Source organism: Isoptericola halotolerans, from assembly GCF_003003075.1.
GTDB classification, from domain to species: domain Bacteria; phylum Actinomycetota; class Actinomycetes; order Actinomycetales; family Cellulomonadaceae; genus Isoptericola; species Isoptericola halotolerans_A.
Map to the genome: position 1 here is coordinate 56,751 of NZ_PVTX01000007.1, position 24,496 is coordinate 81,246.

Genomic DNA, 24,496 nt, shown 5'->3' on the forward strand with positions numbered 1-24,496 from the left:
GACCCCACCGCCGTCGTTCAACCTTCAGGTTGTAGTTGAAGGTGAGAGTTATGTCAGGTTGCTGCTGTGACGACGGTAGGTCGCCCGGAGCGGCGCCCGCCGGACGTGGCCCGGCGTGTCGCGACCGCTCGGGCTCACCGGGTGACCGGGAGCTCGGGCGACGACACGTCGATCACCCCCGCGTCCGCCGCCACCTCCCGCAAGGTCTGGACGACCTCCACCTTGAGGGGCAGGCTCGTCTCCCCGCCCCAGCGCACGCTCACGCCGTCGCGCAGGACGGTCTCGACGTCGTCCTGGGTCTGCGCGCTGACCTGCTCGACCTCGAGGGCCAGCTCCACCGGCAGGGCGGCGACCACGGCCAGCGCGGCCCGCAGGCTGTCCGCCGACTCGTCGTCCAGCGGCACCGAGACGACGGGGAGCTTCCGCGGGGCCTTCTGGCGCGATCCCACCCGCACCCCCTCCGCGTCCAGCAGCACGTACCGGTCCCCGTCGGGCACCGCCGCGACCGGCTCCCGGGCGGTCAGCAGCACCTCGATCCCCTGGGGCCACGACCGCTGGACGCTCACGTCCTTGACACCACGCAGCCCGAGGATCTCGCGGCGCATCCCCCCGGTGTCGATCCGCAGCAACGGCGTCCCGGCCGCGGCCTCGACCACCTCGCGGACCCTGTCCGCGTCGACCGTGGTGCCCGCGCCCGACACGCTCACCTCGCTGCGCTCGAGCGCGAGCAGCTCCGACCAGCCGGCCACCCAGCCGGCCCCGCCCAGCAGGGCGAGCACGAGCACGACCGCGACCACGAGACGCCACGACCGGTGGCGCCGCATGGCCGAGCGCTCCGCCAGCCGGTCGGCCATCGCCGAGGACACGCGCCCGGGCGAGCCGGTGCCGGCGGCGCCCGCGGCACTGCTCGTGGTTGCGGCGCTGCTCGGGCTCGCGGCGCTCGCCGCGCTGCTCGCCGAGCGCTCGACCGCCCGGCCGGCCGGACGCGCCGGACGCGCCGGACGCTCCGCCGGCCGCGCCGGGCTCGCCGCGCTGCGCGCCGAGCCGGCACCCGACGCGGACGACGGGCGCTGGGGCGTGCGGGGGCGAGGTGGCGGGCGCATCACCCCATGGTCGCGCCGTCGGCCCCGTCGCCGGGACCCGCCACGCCGTGCCCGGTGCGGAGCCGGGCCAGGATCACCCCGGCGAGCTCGGTCACGTCGCCCGCTCCGACCGTGATCACCAGGTCACCCGGGCGCGCGAGGTCGGCGACGGCGTCCGCGGCCTCGAGCCGGTCCTCGACCGCGCGGAGCCGCCCGCCCGACCGGGTGCCACGGGAGAGGTCCGCGATCGTGCGTGCGGTGACCGTCGGGTCGACGTCCTCCCGCGCACGGTAGACGCCGGTCACGACGACCTCGTCCGCCAGCTCCAGCGCTCGCGCGAAACGGTCCGCGAAGGCACGGGTCCGCGAGTACAGGTGGGGCTGGAAGAGCACCAGGACCCGCCCCTCCCCGGCCGCCGGGCGTGCGGCCGTCAACAGGGCCTCCACCTCTGTGGGGTGGTGGTCGTAGCTGTCGAAGACCCGGACGCCGGCCGCCTCCCCCTTGGGCTCGAACCGGCGCCCGGTGCCGACGAACCCCGCCGCGCCGCGCACGGCGTCGGCCGTGTCCACGCCGAGGAGCACGGCCGTCACGACGGCCGCGGTCGCGTTGAGGACGTTGTGCGCCCCCGGCACGGCCAGGTCCAGCACGTGGTCCTCGGGACCGAGCGGCCCACCACCCACCGTGGCTCGCGCCGTCCCCGCCCCGACCACGACGTCGCGCACGACGACGTCGGCCCCGGCTGAGGTGCCGTACGTCACCGCGCGCCCCCCGGCCTGCCGGTGCGCGGCCGCGAGCCGGGCCGAGCCCGCGTCGTCGGCGCAGGCGACCAGCCAGCCGTCCGGGGTGATGCGGGCGGCGAAGTCGACGAACGCCTGCTCGAACGCCTCCTGCGAGCCGTAGTGGTCGAGGTGGTCGGCCTCGACGTTCGTCACGACCGCCACGGCCGGCGCGTAGTTGAGGAACGAGCCGTCCGACTCGTCGGCCTCCGCGACGACCAGGTCCGAGGTCCCGGCGTGCCCTCCGGGCACGGCGTGCTCCCCGGTGTCGTCGCGGACCCGCACCGTCCCGCCGATCGCGAACGACGGGTCGAGACCACCGGCGCGCAGCACGGTGGCCACCATCGCGGAGGTCGTGGTCTTGCCGTGCGCCCCGGCCACGGCCACCCCGCGCCGCCCGGCCATGAGGGCGGCGAGCGCCTCCGAGCGGTGCAGCACCCGGACTCCGGCCGCCCGTGCGGCAGCCAGCTCCGGGTTGTCCGGTCGCACCGCGGAGGACACCACGACGGTGTCGACCCGGGGAGCCCCCGTCGCGTCCACCACGTGGTCCGCGTCGTGCCCCACCCAGACCCGCACGCCGTCCGCCCGCAGGGCGTCGAGCGCCGCGGACCGCACCGCGTCGGAGCCCTGCACCTCCAGGCCCCGGGCGGCGAGCAGCCGGGCGACCACCGAGACCCCGGCACCGCCCACGCCGATCAGGTGGACGGTACCCAGCCCCGCCACGGGCACCGGCGCGTTCCCCTCGGCCGTGCCGCTCATCGGGCACTCTCGGCGGCGTCGGCCACCAGGTCGGCCATCTTGGCGGCGGCGTCCCGCACGCCGACGGAGCGGGCCGCCGCCGACATCGCCGCGAGCCGCTCCCGGTCACCGGCGAGCGCCGGGACGTGGGTGGCGACCCAGGCGGCGTCGAGGTCCGCGTCGTCGACCAGCAGCCCTCCCCCGGCACCGACGACCCCGGAGGCGTTGAGCCGCTGCTCGCCGTTGCCGATCGGCAGCGGGACGTAGACGGCCGGCAGACCCAGGGCCGCCAGCTCGCAGACGGTGCCGGCGCCGGACCGTGCCACGACCAGGTCGCAGGCCGCGAGCGCCTGGTGCATCTCGGACAGGTACTCGCGCACCTGGTAGCGAGCAGGGTCGTGCCCGCCGGCGGTGACCGCCTCGCCCACCGTGTCCCGCACGGGTCCGGACTTGTCGCGACCGGTGAGGTGCAGGACCTGCAGGCCGACGCCGAGCAGGGCGTCGGCCGCCCCCGCGACGGCCTCGTTGACGCGCAGCGCCCCGGACGAGCCGCCCGTGACCAGGAGCGTGGGCAGCGTCGGGTCGAGGCCGAGCGCCTCGGCCGCCCGTCGCCGCGCGGCGACGGCGTCGCGCTCGCGCTCGTCGACGAGCCCGGCGATCTCGGTCCGCAGCGGCAGACCGACGCAGGTGGCACCCGGCAGGTCGGTCTCGGCGAAGGTCGTCCCCACGGCAGCGGCCCAGCGGGCACCGAGCCGGTTCGCCAGGCCGGGGCGCGCGTTCTGCTCGTGGATGACCACGGGGACGCCCCGGCGGCGGGCCGCGAGGTACGCGGGTGTCGAGACGTACCCGCCGAAGCCGACGACGGCGCGGGCACCGATCTCGTCGATCGCCGCCTCGGCGGCCTTCACCGCGGACCCGAGCCGGCCGGGCAGCCGCAGCAGGTCGACGCTGGGACGACGCGGCAGCGGTACCCGCGGGATCTCGCGCAGCTCGTAGCCGCGCGCCGGGACCAGGTCGGCCTCGAGCCCCGTCGCGGTGCCCAGCACGAGGAACGACGCCTCGGGCTCGCGCGCGCGCAGCTCGTCCGCGACGGCCAGGAGGGGGTTGACGTGGCCGGCGGTCCCGCCGCCGGCCAGCACGACGGATCGTACGGAGGAGGAGTTCACACGCCGGACCCTACCGGCCCGCGCGACGTCCACGGCCGAGCACGGTGAGCGATCGCCGCACGGCCCCGCCCCGCGCGGCGAACGCCTCGGGCGCCCCGGGTTCGGACCGCGCGAAGCTGATCACCATGCCGAGCGCGACCACCGTCGCCACCAGCGCCGACCCGCCCGCCGAGACGAGCGGCAACGGGACACCGATGACGGGGAAGACGCCCACGACGACCCCGATGTTCAGGAACGCCTGGCCCACGACCCAGCACGCGACCGCCGCGGTGGTGATCTTCACGAACGGGTCGGGGTGCCGGCGGACCACCCGGGCCATCGCCACGCCGAGCACGGCGAACAGCGCGAGCACCAGCAGGGTGCCGAGCAGCCCGAGCTCCTCGCCGATGACGGCGTAGATGAAGTCGTTGTGCGCCTCCGGCAGGTATCGCCACTTCTCCCGGCTGGCCCCCAGGCCCACGCCGAAGAGCCCGCCGGTGCCCAGGCCCCACAGGCCGTGCAGCGACTGGTAGCACTCGTCCTGGGTGTCCGTGCAGCCGCTGTACACGGTGAGGATGCGCCCCATGCGGTTGGAGTTGCCGTACACGAAGAAGAACCCGACGACGAAGGTCGCCGCCAACGCACCGAGGCCGAGCAGGCGGGTGGGCGCACCCGCGACCCAGAGGGCACCGGCGACGAGCCCCGCCATGACCAGCACGGTGCCGAGGTCGTTGCCCGCCATCACCAGGCCGAGCACGACCAGGGCGCCCGGCACGGCCGGGACGAGGGCGTGGCCCCACGACCCCAGGAGGTGCTGCTTGCGCCCGAGCACGAAACCCAGCCACAGCGCCAGGGCCAGCTTGCTGACCTCGGCGGGCTGCAGCGACAGGCCGCCACCGAGGTAGATCCAGCCGACGTTCCCGCCCGCGCCACGGGCCAGCGCCGGCACCAGGGTCAAGGACTGCAGCGCCACGGCCGTGATGAGCGCCGGCCAGGCCATCCGCCGGTACCAGCGCACCGGGATGCGGGTCGCCACGACCGCCAGCGGCACCCCGATGAGCGCGAACCGCGCCTGCTCCAGGCCCTCCGCCCACGGTGGGTCGCCCGCGGCGATCGACGTCACGGTCGAGCTCGAGAACACCATGACCAGGCCGATGACGAGCAGCAGCCCTGTCGCGCCCACGAGGAGGTAGTAGCTCGTGGCGGCCGAGTTCCACTGCCCCAGCCACGGCCGGTCCGTGCTGCGTCGCACCCCCTGGGTGACCGCCATCGTGCTCCCTACGCCAGGTCCTGCACCGCGGTGGTGAAGGCGTCACCCCGCTCGGCGTAGGACGAGAACTGGTCCATGGACGCTCCCGCCGGTGCGAGCAGCACGGTGTCGCCGGGGCCGGCGAGCTCCCGCGCGGCTCCCACCGCTCGGCGCATCACCGTGCCAGTGTCCCCGGGATCGACGACGACGACGGGGATCTCGGGTGCGTGTCGGGCGAGCGCGTCCGTCCACGGCGTCGGGTCGGTCCCGACGACCACGGCCGCCCGCAGCCGGTCCGCCCGGCTCGCGACCAGGTCGTCGAAGGACGCGCCCTTGGCGAGCCCGCCGGCGACCCACACGGCGGTGCCCGGCGCGCAGGCGGCCAGCGCGGCCGCGGCCGCGTGCGCGTTCGTGGCCTTCGAGTCGTCCACGTAGGCCACGCCGTCGACGTGCCGCACGACGGCGGCCCGGTGGGCGTCCGGCCGGAAGGCGCGCAGACCGTCGCGCACGGCGTGGGCCGCGACGCCGTGCGCCCGGGCGAGCGCGGCCGCGGCGAGGGCGTCGGCGACGACGTGCGGTGGCGCCCCGGCGGGGCCCAGGTGCGCCAGGTCGTCGAGGGTGCCGAGCTCGGCGGCGGTGCGCAGCCGGTCCCGGGCGTCGGCCGGCGCGTGGAACGCCCGGTCCACGAGGACGCCCTCGACGACGCCGAGCTGGCCCGGGCCGGGCGCCCCGAGGGTGAACCCCACCGCGAGGGCGCCCTCCGCGACGTCGGCGTCCCGCACGAGCTGCTCGGTCCGCGGGTCCGCCACGTTGTAGACGCACGCGACCTGCGCCCCGCGGTAGATGCGGCCCTTGGCGGCGGCGTACGCGTCCAGCGAACCGTGCCAGTCGAGGTGGTCGGTCGCCACGTTGAGCACGGCGCCCGCCTGCACCGCCATCGAGACCGTGTGGTGCAGCTGGAAGCTGGAGAGCTCGACGGCCAGCACGTCCAGGGACGGGTCCTGGGCCGCGGCCAGGACGGGTGTGCCCACGTTGCCCACCGCGGCGGTCCGCAGCCCGGCGGCGGTGAGGATGGAGGCCAGCATCCGTACCGTGGTGGTCTTGCCGTTGGTGCCCGTCACCGCGAGCCACGGCGCACCGGCCCGCAGCCGCCAGGCGAGCTCGACCTCGCTCCACACCGGGACGCCGGCCGCGCGGGCCGCCGCGAGCAGGGCCGCCGAGGGCGGCCAGCCGGGCGAGACCACCACGACGTCGGCGTCCGCGACCAGCCGTGCGGCGACCACGGGGTCCGCCGCGTCCGTCCCGGAGACGTCGGCGTCCTCCGCCCGGGCGTCCACCGTCACCACCGACGCCGCACGTCCCGCCAGGGCGTCGACGACGGCACGACCGGTCACCCCGAGGCCCGCCACCACCGCACGGGCGCCGTCCACCGTCAACTGACGACCCACTCGGCGTAGAAGACGCCCATCCCCAGCGCCGCGAAGAAGCCGGCGATGAGCCAGAAGCGGATGACGATCGTCACCTCTCCCCACCCGGACAGCTCGAAGTGGTGGTGCAGCGGCGCCATCTTGAAGACCCGCTTGCCGGTGAGCTTGAACGACCCGATCTGGATGATGTCGCTCATCACGATGATGACGAACAGTCCACCGATGATCGCCGCGAGGATCTCCGTGCGGCTGAGGATCGACAGCCCGGCGAGGGCGCCCCCCAGCGCCAGCGAGCCCGTGTCGCCCATGAAGATCTTCGCCGGGCTCGCGTTCCACCACAGGAAGCCGACGCAGGCGCCCATGATCGCCGCCGCGACGATCGCCAGGTCCTGCGGGTCGCGCACCTCGTAGCAGCCCGGCCCGGCGGCGGCGGCCCGCTGGCAGGACTGGTTGAGCTGCCAGATGCCGACCAGCACGTACGCACCGAACACGATGAGGGAGGACCCGGTGGCCAGCCCGTCGAGACCGTCGGTGAGGTTGACCGCGTTCGACCAGGCCGTGATGAGGAAGTTCGCCCAGATCACGAACAGGAGCAGGCCCACGGTGGCACCGGCGAACGCGAGGTCGAGGTTGGTGTCGCGCAGGAACGAGATCCGCGTGGAGGCCGGGGTGCGGGAGTTCGCGTTGGGGAACTGCAGGGCCAGCACCGCGAACGAGATGCCGACGAACCCCTGGCCGACGATCTTGGCCCGCGCCGTCAGTCCGAGGGACCGCTGGTTGCGGATCTTGGTGAAGTCGTCGAGGAACCCCACCAGCCCCAGCCCGGTCATGAGGTACAGCGCCAGGAGCGCGGACGCGCTCGGCGGCCGACCGGCGAAGATCATGGACGCCGCCACGCCCAGGAGCGTGGCGCCGATGATGACCACCCCGCCCATGGTGGGCGTGCCACGCTTCGTGAAGTGCGCCGTCGGGCCGTCCTGCCGGACGAACTGGCCGTAGTTGCGACGCACCAGGAACTTGATGAACAGGGGCGTGCCGAGCAGCGCGACGAGGAGCGAGACGCCCGCGGCCGCGAGGACCGCGATCACGCGTCGGCCTCCACGAGCTGGTCGGCGAGACGCCACAGGCCGGAGCCCTGCGACGCCTTGACGAGGACGACGTCGCCCGCGGTCAGCTCGGCGGCGAGCACTTCCCGCGCGGCCTCCAGATCGGGCACGAACACCGACTCCTCTCCCCAGGAGCCCTCCTGCTGGGCCCCCTCGTGGACGTGGTACGCCCCTTCGCCGACCACGACGAGACGCTTGACGTTGAGCCGGACCGCGAGCCGACCGATCGCGTCGTGCTCGACGCGCGCGGCGTCGCCGAGCTCGCGCATCTCCCCCACGACGGCGACCGACCGGCGGGTGCGTCCCGCCATGACCGCCAGCGTACGCAACGCCGCGCGCATCGAGTCGGGGTTCGCGTTGTAGGAGTCGTCGACGATCGTCACCCCGTCGGACCGCTCGGTCACGGCCATGCGGTGCGGGCTCAACGGCGTGGCCGACGAGAGCCGCTCCGCGACCACCTCCAGCGGCACGCCGAGCTGCAGGGCCGTCGCGGCGGCGGCCAGCGCGTTGGTCACGTGGTGGGCTCCGACCAGCCGCAGCTCGACCGGGGCGGTGCCGTCGGCGGTGGTGAGGGCGAACCGGGCCCGGCCGCCGTCGACGACCACCTCGCGGGCGCGGACGTCGGCCGCCGGGATGGTGCCGAACGTGACGACGTCGGTGCCAGGCGCGGCCCGGTTCGACATCGCGGCGACCCGCGAGTCGTCGACGTTGAGCACCACCGTCCCGCCGTGGCGCACACCCTCGACCATCTCCCCCTTGGTGCGGGCGATCGTCTCGACGTCACCGAACCGGCCGAGGTGCGCGGTGCCCACCGCGAGGACGATGCCGACGTCCGGCGGGGCCACCCGCGTCAGGTCGGCGATGTTGCCCGGGGCGTCGGCGCCCATCTCCAGGACCAGCACCCGCGTGGCCGTCGTGGCCCGCAGCACGGTGAGGGGAAGGCCGATCTCGTTGTTGAAGGACCCGGCCGGCACCACGATCGCCTCCGGCCCCACGTCCGGCCCCAGGAGCTGGCCGAGCAGGTCCTTGGTGGTGGTCTTGCCGACCGAGCCGGTCACGGCCACCACCCGGACCTCGCCGGCCGCCCGGAGCCGCTCCAGGACCACGCGGGCGAGCGCGCCGAGCGCGACCTGGACGTCGGCCACGACGACGCACGGGACGCCGTCGACCGGGCGGGTGGCCAGGACCAGCGCGGCGCCTGCTGCGACGGCAGCGGCGGCGAAGTCGTGCCCGTCGACGTGCTCCCCCGGGACCGCCACGAAGAGCGCCCCCGCCTCGACCAGACGCGAGTCGACGACCACGGGGCCGGTCACGGCCGCGCCGGCCTCGGCCCGCAGCGTGCCGGACGTCGCCTCGGCCACCTCGGCGGCAGTGAGCTCGATCATGCGGAAGGGGTCCTCTCTGCACGGGCACGCAGGGCGCTGCGGGCCTCGACACGGTCGTCCAGGGCGACGTCGACGCCCCGGACCTCCTGGATGGTCTCGTGGCCGCGTCCGGCGACCAGCACGGTGTCGGTCGGGCCGGCCTCGAGCACGGCACGCCGGACGGCCTCGGCCCGGTCCCCGACCTCCTGCACGACGATGTCACGCCCGGCCGCGCGAGCGCTCGCGCGGGCGGCCTCGGCCCCGGCGAGCACCTCGGCGCGGATCTTCGCGGCGTCCTCGTCGTGCGGGTCGTCGTCCGTCAGCACGACGACGTCGGCGCCCGCCACGGCCGCGGCGCCCATCGCGGGCCGCTTGCCCGGGTCACGGTCCCCCGTGGCCCCGAAGACCACGACGAGGCGACCCGCCGTCGTCGGCCGCAGCGCCGCCAGGGCGAGCTCGAGCGCGTCGGTGTTGTGCGCGAAGTCGACGACCACCCGCGGGTGCCCGTCGCCACCGGCGCCGACCACCTCCATGCGGCCGGGCACGCGCGCGGACAGCCCGTCCGCCGCGTCCAGGGCGGCGCTGACGTGCTCCGGAGCAGCCCCGGATGCCAGGACCATGACGACGGCGAGCGCCGCGTTCGCCACGTTGAACCCGCCCGGCAGCGCGGTGGAGGTCCGCAGCTCGCGGCCGTCGGTGTGCCGCAGCGTGAACGCCGACCCCGTCCCGTGCGGGGCGACGTCGGAGACGGTCCAGTCCGCCGTCGGGGCGTCGTGCGGCGCCGGAAGGGTGCGGACCGTCTCCACGGGGACACCCGCCGACGCCGCCATCCGCTCGCCCCAGGCGTCGTCCACCACGACGACACCCCGCCGCGACCGCGCCGGGGTGAACAGCTCCGCCTTGGCCGCGAAGTAGGTGGGCAGGTCGCCGTGGAAGTCCAGGTGGTCCTGGCTGAGGTTGGTGAAGCCGGCCACGTCGAAGACGATGCCGTCGACCCGGCGCATCGTCACGGCGTGCGACGAGACCTCCATCGTCAGGGCGTCGACGCCGATCTCCCGCATCCGGGCCAGGAGCGCCTGCAGGTCCGCGGCCTCCGGGGTCGTGAGCCGGCTCGGCAGGACCTGGTCACCGGCGCGGGTCTCCACGGTGCCGACGAGTCCGCCACGGTGTCCCAGGGCGCGCAGCAGGTGGTCCACCTGGTACGTCGTGGTGGTCTTGCCGTTGGTCCCCGTCACGCCGAACGTCGTCAGGTGCTGGGCCGGCTCGCCGTGCACCCAGGCCGCGACGGGCCCCAGCACGCCGCGCACGTCGTCCGCGACCAGCACGGGGACGCCGATGCCGGCCAGCATGCGTGCCCCGGCGGTGTCGGTGAGCACCGCGGGGGCGCCCCGTCGCACGGCGTCCGCCGCGTACGTCGCGCCGTGGCTGCGAGCGCCCGGCAGGGCGACGAACAGGTCCCCGGGGACCACCGCCCGGTTGTCGCTGGCGACGGCCGAGACGAGGACCTCGGACGACGGCCCGCCGGACGCGACGGTCAGGCCGAAGGCCGTGGCGACGTCGGCCAGCCGACGCGGGACGGGATCCGCGGGACGGATGCGATCGGTCGGGGATGTCACGGGGTAGAACCTACCTGCTGTGCGCAGGTCACCAGGTCAGCGGGAACTGGTCGACGGGCTCGTCCGAGGGCGGGACACCCTCCTTGCGCAGCGTGTAGCCCATGAGGTCGGAGAAGACCGGCGCGGCGACCACACCGCCGAAGATCGACGACCGCGGGCTCTTGAGGAAGACCGACACCGTGTAGCGCGGGTCGTCCGCGGGCGCGACGCCGATGTACGACGCCACGTAGGTGGTGCCGCCACCCTCGAACATCTGGGCGGTGCCCGTCTTGCCGGCCACCCGGTACCCGGGCACCTGGGCGGCGGATCCCGTCCCGTCCTCGCTCGTGGCGGCCTCCATCATCGTCAGCACGTCGTCCGCCGTCTCCTCGGAGACCACCTGCTCACCCTCGCCGGGTTCCGCGTCGGTCCGCACGCCGTCGGTCGTCTGCGTACCGGCCAGGAGCCTGGCCGGCAGATGGACCCCGCCGTTGGCGATGGTCGAGAAGACCTGGGTGGCCTGCATCGCGCTGACCGCCACGCCCTGGCCGAAGAGGACGGTGTACGGGGTCCGGTTCTCGATCTCGTCGATGTTCTCGTCCGGCAGGAGCCCGGCGCTCTCTCCGGGTAGACCGAGCGCGGTGCGCTCACCCAGGCCGAACTTGCGCAGGTAGTCGTACCGCACGGCCCAGGGGATCTCCTGACCCATCATCACCGTGCCGGTGTTGGAGGACTGCGCCAGGATGCCGGCGAGCGTCCACCGCTCGACCGGGTGCGGGTGGGAGTCACGGAAGGTCTCGCCGTCCACGGTGAACGTGTCCGGCACCTCGAACTGGTCCGTGGGTTTCCAGTAACCGCCCTCGAGCGCGGCGGCCATCGCGATCACCTTGCCGGTCGAACCCGGCTCGAAGACCACGTTCACGGCCCGCGACCCGTCCGCGACGGCCGAGGTCGAGCGGTCGTTCGGGTCCACGTCCCCCGAGTCCGCCATGGCGACGACCTCACCCGTGCGCACGTCGTGGACGATGGCCATGGCGTACGACGCACCGGTGTCGCGGACGGCGTCGTCGAGCAGCTCCTCCGCCTTCCACTGCACGTCCGCGTCGATCGTCAGGCAGACGTCCTGACCGGGCACCGCCGCCACCGACTCGATCTCCGAGCCGGGGATCGGCACCCCGTCGCGGCCCCGCTCGTACGTGCGCGTGCCGTCCGTGCCCGCGAGCACGTCGTCGTACGCCGCCTCGACACCACCCTGGCCGTCCATCGCGGAGTTCACGTAGCCCAGGATCGGCCCCGCGACGGCTCCCGAGGGGTAGGTTCGCTTGGAGCTCAGCTCGGTGGGGATGTACGCCCGCAGGTCCAGCTCGGTGACGGCACGCTGCACCTCCGGCACCACGCCCTCCTTGAGCTTGACGTACCGGTCCTCGCCGTTGAGCTTGGCCGCGAGCGTCTCCTTCGACTCTCCCAGCACCGGCCCCAGGAGCTGGGCGATGCCCAGGGCGCCGTCCTGGACCGGCTCCCCCTCGGCGTCGTGCCGGGAGTTGCCCCGGAAGTTCTGGATCGCGTCCTGGTCCGCGATGATCGTGTAGCGGTCGACCGACGTGGCCAGGACCGTGCCGTTGCGGTCGAGGATGTTCCCGCGGTGCGCCGGGGTCACCTGGGTGGCGAGCCGGTCCTGCTGGGCGTCCGAGGCCAGCGCGGCACCCTGTACCACCTGGACCTGCACGAGCCGGCCGACGAAGACGGTGAGGACGATCGCCGCCAGGACGATGAGCCACCGCTGCCGACGGGCGGGGTCACCGGCCTCGCGCCGCCGGGTCGGGGTCCGTGTGGTGGGCCGCGCGGTGGAGGCCGGACGCCGGGCGGTCCTGCCCCCACCGGTGGGTCGTCTCGTCACACCTCGATCTTGCGTCCGGACGGGCCCGGAGCCGCGGGACCGCGCCGGGCGTGTCGCGCTCACGGCTCCTCCGCGGACCCCGCGACGATCGTTCCCTCGACCACGGAGAGCATCGTCATGTCCTCCGCCGGGACCATCCCCAGCCGCGTCGCCTGCTGCGGCAACGACGACTCGGCCGCCCGCAGCTCCGCCTGGACCTCCTGGACGTCCTGGGCGACCAGACCGACCTCCCGCTGCAGGCGAGACATCTCGTAGGAGCCCCGAGCCATCGAGGTGTTGAGCAGCAGGGCGGAGAACAGCGCACCGACGAGCACGAGGGCGCACAGCACCATGAACGGCAGGCCCGACGTCGCCTGCAGCGGCGCCCGGACGGCGTCGAGACGGCGACCGGCACCGCCCTCCACGGCGGTGAGCGGCGCGCGCCGGGGCGTCGGCTCGCCGCGACGCTCGGGGAACGTGGCGGGTGCTCGCAGAGCGCTCATCGCGGCTCCTTCCGGGGGGGACTGCTGATCAGGTGGTCAGGCGTGGGGCGCAGCCTGCGCGCGGCCCGCAGGCGGACCGACGCCGACCGCGGGTTGCGCTCGAGCTCGGCCGGGTCAGCTGCCTCGGCGCCTCGCGTGAGGGCCTCGAGGTAGGGCCGGTGCGTCTCGGGCTCCACCGGGAGCCCAGGAGGCGCGCTGGACGTGATGCCGGCGGCGATCGCGCGCTTGACGATCCGGTCCTCGAGCGAGTGGTACGACTCCACGACGATCCGGCCGTCGACGGCCAGCGCCTCGATCGCGGCCGGCACCGCCCGCTCGAGCACCTCGAGCTCGCCGTTCACCTCGATGCGCAGCGCCTGGAACGTGCGCTTGGACGGGTTGCCCCCCGTCTTGCGCGCGGCGGCCGGGATGGCGGCACGCACGGCGTCCGCGAGCTCCGCCGTCCGCTCCCACGGATGCTCCTCGCGCCGGCGGACCAGCGCACGGGCGACGCGGGGGGCGAACCGCTCCTCGCCGTACACCCGCAGGATCCGCGCGAGGTCTCGTTCGTCGTAGGTGTTGAGCACGTCCGCCGCCGTCATCCCGCGCGACTGGTCCATCCGCATGTCCAGGGGCGCGTCCTGGGCATAGGCGAAGCCACGGTCCGCCTCGTCGAGCTGGAGCGACGACACCCCGAGATCCATGAGCACGCCCTGCACGAGCCCGTCGGGGGTGCCGGCGTGCTCGGCCGCGACGTCGGCGACCTCGTCGTAGACCGCGTGCACGGGGGTGAACCGGTCGCCGAACCGCGCCAGGCGGGCGGACGCGAGCTCCAGGGCCTGGGGGTCGCGGTCGATGCCCAGCACCCGCACCCCGGGAAGCTGCTCGAGGACGGCCTCGGTGTGCCCGCCCATCCCGAGGGTGCAGTCCACGAGCACGCTGCCCGGCGCGGAGAGCGCCGGCGCGAGCAGGTCCACGCAGCGCTGCAGCAGCACGGGCACGTGGCGGTCCTGCGCGGGCCGCGCGCCGTCGTCGTGCGTGCTCATGCTGCCTCCTCTCCGGGAACCTTGCGTGGTCCTTGCGTGGTCCTTCGTCCGTCGTGCTGGGTCCGGCCCGCCCGACCAGGTCTCCCTCCGCGTCGTTCTGGCGCCGGGGAAGTGCGCCAGACCCTCGCGGGAGGAGGCCTCGTCGTGCGGGCCGGTCGGTGACTGTGCTGTTGTACGTGCCGTTCAGAACTGCAGGTCGGGGAAGATCTCCTCGGCCACGTCGGAGTACGAGGACTCCTGTTCCGCCAGGTAGGTCTCCCAGGCCCTGGCGTCCCACACCTCGACGCGGGTGCCGGCGCCGATCACGGCGACGTCCCGGTCGAGACCTGCGTACTCGCGCAGCGCCGCGGGGATCACCACGCGGCCCTGCTTGTCCGGCACCTCGTCGCTCGCCCCCGACAGGAACACGCGCAGGTAGTCGCGTGCCTGCCGGCTGGTGACCGGCGCCTGCCGGACCTGCTCGTACATGCGGGAGAACTCGTCCATCGGCAGCAGGAACAGGCATCGCTCCTGGCCACGCGTCATGACGAGCCCTGCGGCGAGCCGGGCGCGGAACTTCGCGGGGAGGATGAGCCGGCCCTTCTCGTCGAGCCGAGGGGTGTACGTGCCGAGGAGCAGCCCCGTGCCCGGGAACTGGTCCCCCAGTGCTGCTGCCACGGTCCGCACCTCCCCTCGGGCTCCCGCTTCCTCCACGCTACTCCACTTTCCTCCACCCGGCGCGGGACGACACGGGTAGAACTCCCCGTGCCGGCCGTTCTGCTGGCATCACCGCAGGTCACGAGCACGGGGTGACGGTGGAGCGGGGTGGAGGGCCGAGCAGCGTCCTGCGTGATCGACGTCACGTGCAGGTCACGGACGGACTAGGCTGCTCGCAGCACCATGACGGACGACCGGAGGCCACCCTGTGCAGACCGACCACGCCACCAGCTCCGTCAGCAACGGCCACGTCACGGCGCCGCACACCGATGCCGGCCCCGAGGCGCTGCGCGCGGGGCTCGGGGAGCTGGTCGCCGCCACCGGGCGGGTGCGTGCGGCCGTCGAGTCCGTGGTGCCGAACCGTCCGGACCTCGCCCGGCTGACCGTCGCCGTCCTGCTCGCCGAGGGCCATCTGCTCGTCGAGGACGTCCCCGGGGTCGGCAAGACCACCCTGGCCAAGGCCCTCGCCCGGACCATCGACTGCCGGGTCGGCCGGGTGCAGTTCACCCCCGACCTCCTGCCGAGCGACCTCACCGGCGTCAACATCTACCGGTCGTCCAGCGGCGAGTTCGAGTTCCGCCCCGGCCCGGTGTTCAACAACGTCGTCATCGGCGACGAGATCAACCGCGCCTCGCCCAAGACACAGTCGGCCCTCCTCGAGTGCATGGAGGAGGGCCAGACCACCGTCGACGGCACCACCTACACCCTGCCGCGGCCGTTCCTCGTCCTGGCCACGCAGAACCCCGTCGAGATGGAGGGCACCTACCCTCTGCCGGAGGCTCAGCGCGACCGGTTCATGGCCCGGCTCGCCATCGGGTACCCCGACAACGACGCCGAGCTGCGGATGCTCGACTCGCAGCAGTCCACCGACCCGTTCGCGCACCTCGAGCCGGTCACGACCGCCGAGGCCATGACCCGCTACGCGGCCTGGGCGCGCGCCGTCCACGCCTCGCCCGCGGTCAAGCAGTACGTCATCGACCTCGCCGTCGGCACCCGCGGCCACGCGGGGCTGCGGCTCGGCGCCTCGCCACGGGCGTCCCTCCAGCTCCTCCGCGTCGCCAAGGCCCACGCGGCGATGGCGGGCCGGCAGCACGTGCTGCCCGACGACGTCCAGTCGCTCGCCGTACCGGTGCTGGCGCACCGGCTCATCCTGTCCACGGAGTCACGGCTGGCCGGAGTCACCGCCGCCGAGATCGTGCGCGACGTGGTCGACCGCACGGTCGTGCCCGCCGGTACCACCTCACCCGCGGCGGCGCAGCGCCGCTCGACGCTCGGCAGGACCACGAACCAGAGCCGCTGACATGACACGACTGCGAGGTGGGTCGGCGCTCCGCCGCCTGGCCCGGGTACGACCGACCGGACGTGGCGGCGCGCTGCTGGTGGCCGGTGCGGCGCTGGTGGCCGGTGGTGTGGTCCTGGACCTGCCCGACGTCGTCGGCCTCGGCGCCGCCGCCGTCCTGGCCGTCTCGGCCGCGTGCCTCGCCCTCGGGTGGCAGCGGCTCGACGCCGGGCGTGGCGCGCTCGACGTCGAGCGCGACATCGAGCCGGACCCCGTGGTCGCCGGCCGTTCGGCGACGACGCGCCTGACGGTCCGCGCCCGCGCCCGGACCGGGGCGGCCTACGAACGGCTCGCTCGCCTGCGGCTGTCCGAGCAGGCCGCCCACGAGCTCGCCGGACCGTCCGGGATCCGGGCGCACGTGCGCGCTCACCCGGACCGTATCGCCGTGCAGTACTCCCTGTCGCCCGTGCGTCGCGGCCGCTGGCCGCTGGGGCCCGTGCTCACCACCCGGACCGACGTCTTCGGGCTCGCACGGACCACGCAGCCGCTCGGCGGGGCGACGCGCGTCTCGGTCTGGCCACGGACGACCCCGCTGCCGGCCCGGGCCGCGGCGCTCGGGGACGTCGACCGCGCGGCCGTCGGCGCCCGGCTCGCCTCCAGCGACGACTCGGTGCTGCGGGAGTACGTCCCCGGCGACGACCCCCGCCGCGTGCACTGGGCGGGGTCGGCCCGCCAGGGCCGGCTGATGGTCCGCGCCGACGAGAGCGCCGGGCTGCGTCCGGTCACCGTGCTGCTCGACCGGGGCCTGCTGGCACCACCGCCCGACGAGCGTCCGGGAGCGCGGCCCCCCGTCCGCGAGGTCGTGGACGACGGCGAGTGGGCGGTCGAGCTCGCGGCCTCCGTCGCGACGTCGTTCCTCGACGCCGGGCACCCGACGCGCCTGGTCGCCACGACGACCACGCCCGCGCGGACCGACCACGCCGCCGGCCGCGGCAGCGGCCGTGCACAGCTGCTCGACGCGACCGTGGACCTCACCGGGCTGCGTGGCAGCGAGGCGGCCGAGGCACTCACGACGACCGCACGATCACTGCGCGCCGACCGGGCCAGGTCGGAGGTGACCGTCGCCGTCATCGCACCGACCGGCGGCGGACCTCAGCGGCACGCCGTCGCCTCCCTCGGGGCGGACGGCGTGGGGTGGGCCCTGCTCGTCGTCCCCCGCGCGACCGGGATGCGCCACGACGTCGACCCCACGGCCGACGACCTGCGCGCCGCCGGCTGGCACGTGGCGTCGTGCACCCCGGGCACCCCGGTGGCGCGGGCGTGGTCCCTCCTGACGGAGAGTGCTGCATGATCCCCGCGTACGCCGGCCCGACGGCGCGGCTCGTCGCCACGACCGCCCTGGTGGCGGTGGCCGTCGCCGCCTCGATGCTCGCCCTCACCGCCCTCGTCCTGCCGGGCGACTGGGTGCGGACCGGCCTCGTCGGCATCGCGCTCGTCGCCGGGACCACCGGGCTCACGCGGGTCCTGGTCGAACGTCGAGCGCGCCGTCGCCGTCGCGACGACACCGCCGGCGGGTCGGTCGTCCCGACGCTCGTCGGCGCCGCCGTCGCCGCGTGGTACGTGCTGTCACGCTACGGGGCACCGACCTCCGAGGCGCAGCTGTTCGTCGGGCCGGACGGCGTGGGCCGGGTCCTGGAACGGCTGGGGGACGCGGGCGAGATCATCCGCTCCGAGGTCGCCCCCGTGCCGGGGACCCTGCCGATCGCCCTGCTCACCGTGGGCGGCACGCTCGCCGTGCTGCTCCTCGCCGACGCCCTCGCCGGAGGTCTGCGCTGGCCGGCGGCGGTCGGCCTGCCGCTCCTCGCCCTGTGGTCCCCGCCCCTCGTGCTCGTCGGGTCGGTGCCTCCGGCAGTCTTCGTCGTCGTGGTCGCGGCGCTGCTCCTGCTGCTGTCGGTCGGCGCCGGGGAGCGGCGGCGTCCCGGGAACGAGAGCCCCCCGGCGGCCGTGCGTCGCGCCGAGGGCGCACGGAGCGTCGTCACCACCGCGGTCGCTCTCGTGGTCGCGCTCGCCGCCGGGCTGGTGGCCGCGGCGTCGAGCACGCTGCCCGGCTATGCGGGCGCCTGGTACCAGAGCTTCACGACCACGGGCGACACCATCCAGCTCTCCGAGGACCTCGACGTCCTGAGCAGCCTGACCGAACGCTCCGGCGAGGTGGTGCTCACCTACACAGGGGTCGAGGACGATGTCGGGCCGCTGCGCACCTACACGGCCACCGCGTTCGACGGCCGGCGCTGGCAGCGCGGCGAGGAGCGCGACGGCCGACCGCTCGCACCGGACGAGCTGCTCTGGCCCGACGACCTCGGCAGCGTGGCCCTGCAGGACCGCCAGGACCTGTCGGTCACCGTGGGCTCGCTGCGCGACGACCAGCTGCCCGTCACCCTCGAGCCCCGACGGGTGGACGCCGGCGGCACCTGGGGCTACGACCCGCTGCGTGACGAGGTGGTCGGCGACCGGACCGACGTGGGCGACGTCTACACGTTGAGCGTCCGCCCCCGTGACCTGGACCCGGAGATCCTGCGCGGTGCCGGCCCGGGCGTCACCGAGGACGCCTATCTCACCGTGCCCGAGAACGAGCACTCCCAGGAGGTCGCGGAACTCGCGGCGGAGGTCACCGACGACGCGGACACCGCCTACGACCAGGCCGTGGCCCTGCAGCGGTGGCTCCGTGACCCTGCCACCTTCACCTACTCCACGCAGCTGCCCCGCGGGAGCACCGGCGACCCGGTCTGGGACTTCCTGCAGCACCGCACCGGCTACTGCGTGCAGTTTGCGACGACCATGTCCGTCATGGCTCGCACCCTGGGCATCCCCACCCGTCTGGGCGTCGGTTTCCTGCCGGGCGAGGCCGTCGAGGACGCGGAGGGCGACGTCACCCGCTGGCAGGTCACGGGCCAGGACTCCCACGCCTGGCCGGAGCTCTACTTCGAGGGGGTGGGTTGGGTCCGCTTCGAACCGACGCCGGCGACGCAGACGGGCACCGCACCCGACTACACCGCGGCAGAGGTCGACGCACCCGCCGACGCCGTCGCTCCGCAGGAGGTGCCGCCGCCCGCGGCGGAGCAGCCGGAGCCCCAGGAGCAGACGGCGGCCCCGACGGAGCCTCCCGTGGCCGTCGGGCCGGAACCCGCGGACACCCTGCCCGTCTGGGCCTGGGCCGCGCTGGCCGCGGGCCTGCTGGTCGGCGCCGGCGCGACGGCGTTCCTCCTGCTGCGGCGCCGCCGGGGCACGGACCCGGTCGACGCAGAGCGGGCCTGGCAGCAGGTCGTCGCGGCACTGGCTCGCGAGGGCGTGGCGCTACCTGCGCCCACGACGCCGCGGCAGGCTCCCCGGGCCGTGATGGACGCCGTCACCAGGGCCCGCGGAAAGGCTCCGGCACCCGAGGTGCACGACGACCTCACCATCCTGGCGCAGGCCGTGGAACAGGCGCGCTACGCGAGACCGGAGGAGGCCGACGAGAGCCTCACCGACCAGGAGGAGGGACCCGAGCAGCCCGACCTCGCGGAGGTGGCGGCGCGGGTGAGACAGCGCTTGGCCGACAGGTCGTGAGCTATCGGCCCTGTTCGCGGCGGCGGTCCCACCGCTCCTCGAGGCGGGCCAGGAAGCCCGGACCCTTGCTCGGCGCCGCCGTGCGGCCCCGATGCCCTCCGGAGCCAGCGTGCGCCGCGGACGACGGGCCGACGGTGCCGTCAGCGTTGACGACTCCCTGCGGTCCCTTCTTGCGCGGCGCGGAGAACGCGTAGACGACGCCGGCGAACATCAGGACGAAGCCGGCGACCCCCAGCAGGGTCAGCGACGACGCGACCCCGATCACCAGGAGCACCAGGCCCAGCACGACGCACAGACCTGCCAGCACATACCGCAGCGGCGATCGATGGCGGGACCGCTGGAGCGTCGTGGCCAGCCGGGGGTCATCGCTCTCGAGCGCGCGCTCCATCTGCTCCAGCACGCGCTGCTCGTACTCGGACAGAGGCATCGGGCCCCCCGATCTCGCTGTAGTTTCGTGGCCTGCCTCTAGGATATGCCCGCCGGGCGCTGGACGGTAGTCGGCGACGCCCCCAGTGCGATCGCCGCGGAGCCGAACCTCTCCCGGACGGCGTCCACCGCCAGCTCCGCGTCCCGCCGCGCACCGACGTGCGCGTCGTCGTCGAACAGCGACGGCTGCGAGGTGAGGTCCGCCCGGGCCCGCAGGTTCTCCGCCCGCACACCGACGAGCCGGACCGGCAGCCCCTCGAGATCGACTCCCGAGAGCAGCTCGCGTGCCACCCCGTAGACGTCCTGCGCCACGTCGGTCGGCACCTCGAGCGTGCGGGACCGTGACATCGTCCGGAAGTCGCTGGTCCGCACCTTCAGCGCGACCGTCCGCGCCACGACCCCCTGGTGACGCATCCGACCGGCCACCCGGTCGCTGAGCTCGCGCAGCCGCCGTGCGACCTCGCCGAGGTCGTGGAGGTCCTGGCCGAACGTGGACTCTGCCCCGATGCTCTGCTCGGCGCGACCCGCCACCACGGGACGGGGGTCACGCCCCCAGGCGAGATCGTGCAGATGCGCTCCGGAGACCCGGCCGACCGCCGCCTGCAGCACCGCGACGTCGGTGTCCGCGAGCTGCGCGACCGTCGTGATCCCCCACCTCGCCAGGACCTGCTCCGTCTTCTCGCCGACGCCCCAGAGCGCGCCGACCGGCAGCGCACGCAGGAACGCCTCGGTCGCCGCCGCCGGGACGAGCAGCATCCCGTCGGGCTTGGCGTGCGTCGAGGCCAGCTTCGCGACGAGCTTGTTGCGGCCGATGCCGACCGAGCAGGTGATGCCGTGCGCGGCGCGCACCTGCTCGCGGAGCGCCGCGCCGATCTCCGTCGGCCGGCCGAGACGGCGGCGGGCCCCGGCGACGTCCAGGAAGGCCTCGTCGACCGAGACCTGCTCGACGACCGCCGTGATGTCGCCCAGCATCGACATCACCGATCGCGACACCTCGCGGTAGCGGCGGTGGTCGGGCGCCACCACGACGGCGTGCGGGCACCGGCGCATCGCGTGGGCCATCGACATCGCGGACCGGACGCCGTAGGCCCGCGCCTCGTAGGTGGCCGCGAGGACCACCCCCCGCTCCCGCCCGCCGACGATGACGGGACGCCCACGGAGCTCTGGCCGTCGCGCGAGCTCGACGGACGCGAAGAACGCGTCCATGTCGACGTGCAGGGTCGACGAGCCGTCCTCGTCGTGCCCCCAGTCGCGTCGCACGTCCGCGGACCGCGGGCCCCGGCTCACGACGCCGCCGTCACGGCGCCGCGCGCGGACCGCAGGGAGAAGCCGGCGTCCGGGTCCAGCCGCAGCCCGACCTCGTCACGGAAGTCCTCGGCGCACGCGAGCAGCTCGTCCGCGCGGGCCGGCGTCACGTCCTCGCCGTGCCCGGCGTCGACGGCGGCGCGCAGTCGTGCACCGGACGCGAAGTAGACGCTCCACGCCGCCAGCTCGGGCTCCACCCTCGTGAGCAGCTCCCACACCGCCCTCGCCCGGCCCCGGGGCGCGTCCCCGTGGAGCGCCACGACAGCGGCGGCAGAGCGCAACGCCGCCAGGTGGGCGTGGACGAAGCGCTCCGGAGGTGCGGTCGCCGCGACCGCGGCGGCCAGCTCCGCATCGGCGCGCACCAGGAGCCTGTCCACGCGGTCGGGCACGGGTGCACCGCCTCGTGCTGTCATCGCACACCTCCTGACCGCCGGGCGGGACGTTCCCACCCTCGCATCTTCGAACGCCTGTTCGATCCTGTCAAGGCCGTGACGCACGAGAGACTGTGCCCATGGCCAGACGCTCCCGTACGACCCGTCCGGACCGATCCTCGCGCGAGGCACCGACACTCCCGGTGGGGCCCGTGCCGATCGACACCGGCACGGCGCACCTCGAGCAGGACCCCGACCACGCCGCGCGGGTGACCCTGCACGTCAACGGCGTGCCCAGCTCGTGCCTCGACCTGGCCGACCCGGGCTTCCTCGCCTTCGAGTACCTCCAGCAGATGGCCGCCGTCGTCGACCTGCTGCCCCCCGGACCGGTCCGTGCCCTCCACCTCGGCGCCGCAGGGTGCGCTCTGCCCCGTCAGATCGAGCACGTCCGGCCCGACTCGCGCCAGCTGGGGGTCGACATCGACGCGCGCCTGCTGACCTTGGTGCGTGAGTGGTTCTCCCTGCCCCGTTCACCCCGCCTCCGACTGCGGGCCGACGACGCCGGCCATGCGTTGGCCTCCCTGCCGGCCGCGTCGTTCGACGTCGTGGTGCGCGACGCGTTCGACGGCGACACGACCCCCGGGCACCTCGTGGGCCGCGCCTTCGCGGGTGCCGCTCTGCGGGTGCTGCGCCCCGGCGGACTCCTGCTCGTCAACTGCGCCGATCGCCCACCCCTGGAACGCACACGGCAGGAGCTGGCCTCGATCGTGCCGTCCCTCGACGAGGACGCCGTCGCGGACGGACGCCTCGCCGTGGTCGCCGAGCCGGCCGTGCTCAAGGGCCGCCGCTACGGCAACGTCGTGATCGCGGCCGTCGCCCCGGGCAGCGCGGACCCGGCGGCCGGGCCGGACCTGGGTGACGCGGGGCTCGCCCGTGCGCTGCGATCCCTGGCCGTTCCCGCGCGGGTCCTCGTCGGCGACGAGCTCGCTCGGCTCGTCGGGTCGGCCGCGCCGCTCCCCTGAGACGCGGCAGGCCGCCCCCGGGAGCCCGGGAGCGGCCTGTCGCGGAGCGCCCCGCCTCAGAGCGGGACGACCTGCTCCGCCTGCGGACCCTTCGGCCCCTGGGTGATCTCGAACTCGACCCGCTGGGCCTCGTCGAGCGTGCGGTAACCCTGCGTCTGGATCGCCGAGTAGTGGACGAAGACGTCGGCGCCGCCGCCGTCCTGGGCGATGAACCCGTAGCCCTTCTCGGAGTTGAACCACTTCACAGAACCCTGCGCCATGCTGATCCTTCGACCTTCCGTCCGGTGCACGGGTGCACCGGACGGGCACCCGCCGTCGCACCGCCCCGGAACCGGTCGGTGCGCCGGTGAGCAGGTGCGACGCCCGACAGTGTGGCACGGACCACAACGGCGTGCACCCGATGGGCACCGCACGCGACCCCCGGCGGGACTCCCCGCCGGACACTCCCCGATCAGTCCTCGTCGCGCTGGGCGAGGAACCTCTCGAACTCCGCGCCGAGCTCGTCGGCCGTGGGCAGCGCGGCTTCCTCGGCCAGCAGGTTCGTCCGGCCGACGGAGCGCGTGAAGGCGTCGTACTGCTCCTCGAGCTGGCGCACCACGGCGGCGACCTCCTCGTTCTCGGCGACGAGCTCGGCCACCTCGACCTGCGTCTCCGCCGCGGCCTCGGCGAGACCGTCCGTGCCGAGCGCCAGCCCGGTCGCCTTCTCCAGGTGCTGCAGGGCGACCACCGCAGCGGGGACGTAACGCGACTGCGCCAGGTAGTGCGGCACGTGGACCGTCACACCGAGCGCGTCGTGCTCGGTCTGCCCCAGCCGCAGCTCCAGGAGCGCGCCGAGCGAGCCGGGCACCCGCACCTGACCGAAGAACGAGGTGTAGTCCTCCACCAGCCCCTCGCGGGTGCCGTGCGCCGTCAGGGTCAGGGGGCGCGTGTGGGGCACGCCCATCGGGATCCCGTGGACCCCGACGGTCAGCGAGACGCCGAGCTCCTCGACGATCTCGCGCACGGCCGCGACCACGCGCTCCCACTGGACGTCCGGCTCGACGCCGTGCAGCAGGAGGAAGCCTGCGCCGTCGTCGTCCGTCAGGTGGTCGACCACGAGGGACGGCTCGTCGTAGTCCGCCCACCGGTTGGCGTCGAACGTCATCGCCGGGCGCCTCGAGCGGTAGTCCACCAGGCGGTCGACGTCGAAGGTGATCAGCCGCGTGGCCGTGAACCGTTCGAGCAGGTGCGCGACGGTGATCTCGCCGGCCGACCCGGCGTCGACGAAGCCGCGCAGCGCGTGCACCAGGACCGGCGCGGCGTTCGCCGCGGGCTCGTCGCCCAACGTGCGCTCGACCGCCTCGTCGTCGACCTCATAGATCCCCTGCGGGTCCAGCACTCGTTCCTCCTCGTCTCGACCGCCACCATGCAGCAGCGTCCATCGGGGACAACCAGGCCGACCCCTCGGATCATCCCGGCCTCAGTGGCGCGGGAGCCGCACCACGGAGACGAAGAACTCGTCGATCTGCTGCACGACGTCGATGAACCGCTCGAAGTCGACCGGCTTGGTGACGTAGGCGTTGGCGTGCAGGGCGTACGAGCGCAGGACGTCCTCCTCCGCCTCCGACGTCGTCAGGACCACCACGGGGATGTGCTTGAGCACCGGGTCCTCCTTCACCAGCGCGAGGACCTCCCTGCCGTCCATGCGCGGCAGGTTGAGGTCGAGCAGGACGAGGTCGGGCCGCGGCGCCTCGGCGTACGCGCCCTCTCGGCGGAGGAACTCCATCGCGCTCACGCCGTCGGACACCACCGACAGATGGTTCGCGACCTTGTGCTCGGCGAACGCCTCACGGGTCATGAGGACGTCGCCGGGATCGTCCTCCACCAGGAGGACCTCGATACCGACCTGCTGCTCCGTCATCCCGC

22 protein-coding genes are annotated in these 24,496 nt (G+C 74.6%); 4 read left to right on the forward strand and 18 right to left on the reverse strand.

The genetic code is table 11. The annotated features are described in order from the left end of the window. Nucleotides 1–134 precede the first annotated feature (134 nt). The 12 genes from BCL65_RS10990 to mraZ form a co-directional block, all read right to left on the reverse strand. Nucleotides 135–1,103, reverse strand: coding sequence for a cell division protein FtsQ/DivIB (locus BCL65_RS10990; protein WP_106267967.1), 969 nt, complete (start codon nucleotides 1,101–1,103; stop codon nucleotides 135–137). Beyond that, the gene (gene murC, locus BCL65_RS10995) at nucleotides 1,103–2,617 is read right to left on the reverse strand and encodes a UDP-N-acetylmuramate--L-alanine ligase (RefSeq protein WP_106267969.1); all 1,515 of its coding nucleotides are present in this window, start codon (nucleotides 2,615–2,617) and stop codon (nucleotides 1,103–1,105) included. Before murC ends, BCL65_RS10990 begins: the two co-directional genes overlap by 1 nt. Continuing rightward, nucleotides 2,614–3,762 carry an undecaprenyldiphospho-muramoylpentapeptide beta-N-acetylglucosaminyltransferase gene (gene murG / locus BCL65_RS11000; RefSeq protein WP_106268285.1) on the reverse strand — a complete coding sequence of 383 codons (1,149 nt, stop codon included), beginning with the start codon at nucleotides 3,760–3,762 and terminating at the stop codon, nucleotides 2,614–2,616. The genes murC and murG overlap by 4 nt, the downstream gene beginning before the upstream one ends. Nucleotides 3,763–3,772: 10 nt before the next feature. Then, nucleotides 3,773–5,011: an FtsW/RodA/SpoVE family cell cycle protein gene (locus BCL65_RS11005; protein WP_106267970.1), complete on the reverse strand. Its 1,239-nt coding sequence runs from the start codon at nucleotides 5,009–5,011 to the stop codon at nucleotides 3,773–3,775. Nucleotides 5,012–5,019: 8 nt separating this feature from the next. Then, entirely contained in the window at nucleotides 5,020–6,438 is a 1,419-nt protein-coding gene (gene murD, locus BCL65_RS11010; protein ID WP_106267972.1) for a UDP-N-acetylmuramoyl-L-alanine--D-glutamate ligase, read from the reverse strand. Beyond that, on the reverse strand, nucleotides 6,423–7,505 hold the full coding sequence (gene mraY, locus BCL65_RS11015) for a phospho-N-acetylmuramoyl-pentapeptide-transferase (RefSeq protein WP_106267974.1): 1,083 nt from the start codon (nucleotides 7,503–7,505) through the stop codon (nucleotides 6,423–6,425). Before mraY ends, murD begins: the two co-directional genes overlap by 16 nt. After that, entirely contained in the window at nucleotides 7,502–8,908 is a 1,407-nt protein-coding gene (locus BCL65_RS11020; RefSeq protein ID WP_106267976.1) for a UDP-N-acetylmuramoyl-tripeptide--D-alanyl-D-alanine ligase, read from the reverse strand. Before BCL65_RS11020 ends, mraY begins: the two co-directional genes overlap by 4 nt. Next, nucleotides 8,905–10,503, reverse strand: coding sequence for a UDP-N-acetylmuramoyl-L-alanyl-D-glutamate--2,6-diaminopimelate ligase (locus BCL65_RS11025; protein ID WP_106267978.1), 1,599 nt, complete (start codon nucleotides 10,501–10,503; stop codon nucleotides 8,905–8,907). The genes BCL65_RS11020 and BCL65_RS11025 overlap by 4 nt, the downstream gene beginning before the upstream one ends. A 28-nt stretch (nucleotides 10,504–10,531) precedes the next feature. Then, on the reverse strand, nucleotides 10,532–12,379 hold the full coding sequence (locus tag BCL65_RS11030) for a peptidoglycan D,D-transpeptidase FtsI family protein (protein WP_243401010.1): 1,848 nt from the start codon (nucleotides 12,377–12,379) through the stop codon (nucleotides 10,532–10,534). 59 nt (nucleotides 12,380–12,438) lie between these two features. Next, entirely contained in the window at nucleotides 12,439–12,861 is a 423-nt protein-coding gene (locus BCL65_RS11035; protein ID WP_106267981.1) for a hypothetical protein, read from the reverse strand. Continuing rightward, the gene (gene rsmH, locus BCL65_RS11040) at nucleotides 12,858–13,886 is read right to left on the reverse strand and encodes a 16S rRNA (cytosine(1402)-N(4))-methyltransferase RsmH (protein WP_106267983.1); all 1,029 of its coding nucleotides are present in this window, start codon (nucleotides 13,884–13,886) and stop codon (nucleotides 12,858–12,860) included. The genes BCL65_RS11035 and rsmH overlap by 4 nt, the downstream gene beginning before the upstream one ends. A gap of 183 nt (nucleotides 13,887–14,069) precedes the next feature. Next, nucleotides 14,070–14,504: a division/cell wall cluster transcriptional repressor MraZ gene (gene mraZ / locus BCL65_RS11045; protein WP_106268287.1), complete on the reverse strand. Its 435-nt coding sequence runs from the start codon at nucleotides 14,502–14,504 to the stop codon at nucleotides 14,070–14,072. Between the two features lie 286 nt (nucleotides 14,505–14,790). Between mraZ and BCL65_RS11050 the strand changes: the two genes are divergently transcribed. The 3 genes from BCL65_RS11050 to BCL65_RS11060 are packed head-to-tail and all read left to right on the forward strand — an operon-like array spanning nucleotide 14,791 to nucleotide 19,467. Continuing rightward, the gene (locus tag BCL65_RS11050; RefSeq protein WP_106267985.1) at nucleotides 14,791–15,882 is read left to right on the forward strand and encodes an AAA family ATPase; all 1,092 of its coding nucleotides are present in this window, start codon (nucleotides 14,791–14,793) and stop codon (nucleotides 15,880–15,882) included. 1 nt (nucleotide 15,883) lies between these two features. After that, nucleotides 15,884–17,212, forward strand: coding sequence for a DUF58 domain-containing protein (locus tag BCL65_RS11055; RefSeq protein WP_106267987.1), 1,329 nt, complete (start codon nucleotides 15,884–15,886; stop codon nucleotides 17,210–17,212). After that, complete coding sequence (locus BCL65_RS11060) at nucleotides 17,209–19,467, forward strand: transglutaminase family protein (protein ID WP_106267989.1); 2,259 nt, start codon at nucleotides 17,209–17,211, stop codon at nucleotides 19,465–19,467. Before BCL65_RS11055 ends, BCL65_RS11060 begins: the two co-directional genes overlap by 4 nt. A 1-nt stretch (nucleotide 19,468) precedes the next feature. Here the strand turns inward: BCL65_RS11060 and BCL65_RS11065 are convergent, their stop codons facing one another. The 3 genes from BCL65_RS11065 to BCL65_RS11075 are packed head-to-tail and all read right to left on the reverse strand — an operon-like array spanning nucleotide 19,469 to nucleotide 21,611. Next, on the reverse strand, nucleotides 19,469–19,894 hold the full coding sequence (locus BCL65_RS11065) for a DUF3040 domain-containing protein (protein WP_106267991.1): 426 nt from the start codon (nucleotides 19,892–19,894) through the stop codon (nucleotides 19,469–19,471). A gap of 38 nt (nucleotides 19,895–19,932) precedes the next feature. Beyond that, on the reverse strand, nucleotides 19,933–21,153 hold the full coding sequence (gene dinB, locus BCL65_RS11070) for a DNA polymerase IV (RefSeq protein WP_258176965.1): 1,221 nt from the start codon (nucleotides 21,151–21,153) through the stop codon (nucleotides 19,933–19,935). A 23-nt stretch (nucleotides 21,154–21,176) separates the two neighbouring features. Beyond that, complete coding sequence (locus BCL65_RS11075) at nucleotides 21,177–21,611, reverse strand: SAV_6107 family HEPN domain-containing protein (protein ID WP_106267994.1); 435 nt, start codon at nucleotides 21,609–21,611, stop codon at nucleotides 21,177–21,179. A 170-nt stretch (nucleotides 21,612–21,781) separates the two neighbouring features. Between BCL65_RS11075 and BCL65_RS11080 the strand changes: the two genes are divergently transcribed. Continuing rightward, nucleotides 21,782–22,591: a spermidine synthase gene (locus tag BCL65_RS11080; protein WP_243401011.1), complete on the forward strand. Its 810-nt coding sequence runs from the start codon at nucleotides 21,782–21,784 to the stop codon at nucleotides 22,589–22,591. 56 nt (nucleotides 22,592–22,647) lie between these two features. Here BCL65_RS11080 and BCL65_RS11085 read toward each other — a convergent pair whose 3' ends face one another. The 3 genes from BCL65_RS11085 to BCL65_RS11095 form a co-directional block, all read right to left on the reverse strand. After that, the gene (locus BCL65_RS11085) at nucleotides 22,648–22,851 is read right to left on the reverse strand and encodes a cold-shock protein (protein WP_106267998.1); all 204 of its coding nucleotides are present in this window, start codon (nucleotides 22,849–22,851) and stop codon (nucleotides 22,648–22,650) included. Nucleotides 22,852–23,042: 191 nt separating this feature from the next. Beyond that, a complete protein-coding gene (locus tag BCL65_RS11090; RefSeq protein WP_106268000.1) occupies nucleotides 23,043–23,969 on the reverse strand; it encodes a PAC2 family protein in 927 nt (308 codons plus the stop codon). Nucleotides 23,970–24,050: 81 nt separating this feature from the next. Then, nucleotides 24,051–24,491 carry a response regulator gene (locus BCL65_RS11095; protein ID WP_106268002.1) on the reverse strand — a complete coding sequence of 147 codons (441 nt, stop codon included), beginning with the start codon at nucleotides 24,489–24,491 and terminating at the stop codon, nucleotides 24,051–24,053. Nucleotides 24,492–24,496: the final 5 nt, after the last annotated feature.

What these genes read in the sequence shown, in the direction of transcription:
- BCL65_RS11055 (WP_106267987.1), top strand. Translation starts at nt 15,884, where the DNA reads ATGACACGACTGCGAGGTGGGTCGGCGCTCCGCCGCCTGGCCCGGGTA.
- BCL65_RS11060 (WP_106267989.1), top strand. Translation starts at nt 17,209, where the DNA reads ATGATCCCCGCGTACGCCGGCCCGACGGCGCGGCTCGTCGCCACGACC.
- BCL65_RS11020 (WP_106267976.1), bottom strand. Translation starts at nt 8,908, where the DNA reads ATGATCGAGCTCACTGCCGCCGAGGTGGCCGAGGCGACGTCCGGCACG.
- rsmH (WP_106267983.1), bottom strand. Translation starts at nt 13,886, where the DNA reads ATGAGCACGCACGACGACGGCGCGCGGCCCGCGCAGGACCGCCACGTG.
- BCL65_RS11085 (WP_106267998.1), bottom strand. Translation starts at nt 22,851, where the DNA reads ATGGCGCAGGGTTCTGTGAAGTGGTTCAACTCCGAGAAGGGCTACGGG.
- BCL65_RS11065 (WP_106267991.1), bottom strand. Translation starts at nt 19,894, where the DNA reads ATGCCTCTGTCCGAGTACGAGCAGCGCGTGCTGGAGCAGATGGAGCGC.
- BCL65_RS11095 (WP_106268002.1), bottom strand. Translation starts at nt 24,491, where the DNA reads ATGACGGAGCAGCAGGTCGGTATCGAGGTCCTCCTGGTGGAGGACGAT.
- BCL65_RS11075 (WP_106267994.1), bottom strand. Translation starts at nt 21,611, where the DNA reads ATGACAGCACGAGGCGGTGCACCCGTGCCCGACCGCGTGGACAGGCTC.
- BCL65_RS11035 (WP_106267981.1), bottom strand. Translation starts at nt 12,861, where the DNA reads ATGAGCGCTCTGCGAGCACCCGCCACGTTCCCCGAGCGTCGCGGCGAG.
- BCL65_RS10990 (WP_106267967.1), bottom strand. Translation starts at nt 1,103, where the DNA reads ATGCGCCCGCCACCTCGCCCCCGCACGCCCCAGCGCCCGTCGTCCGCG.
- murC (WP_106267969.1), bottom strand. Translation starts at nt 2,617, where the DNA reads ATGAGCGGCACGGCCGAGGGGAACGCGCCGGTGCCCGTGGCGGGGCTG.
- BCL65_RS11005 (WP_106267970.1), bottom strand. Translation starts at nt 5,011, where the DNA reads ATGGCGGTCACCCAGGGGGTGCGACGCAGCACGGACCGGCCGTGGCTG.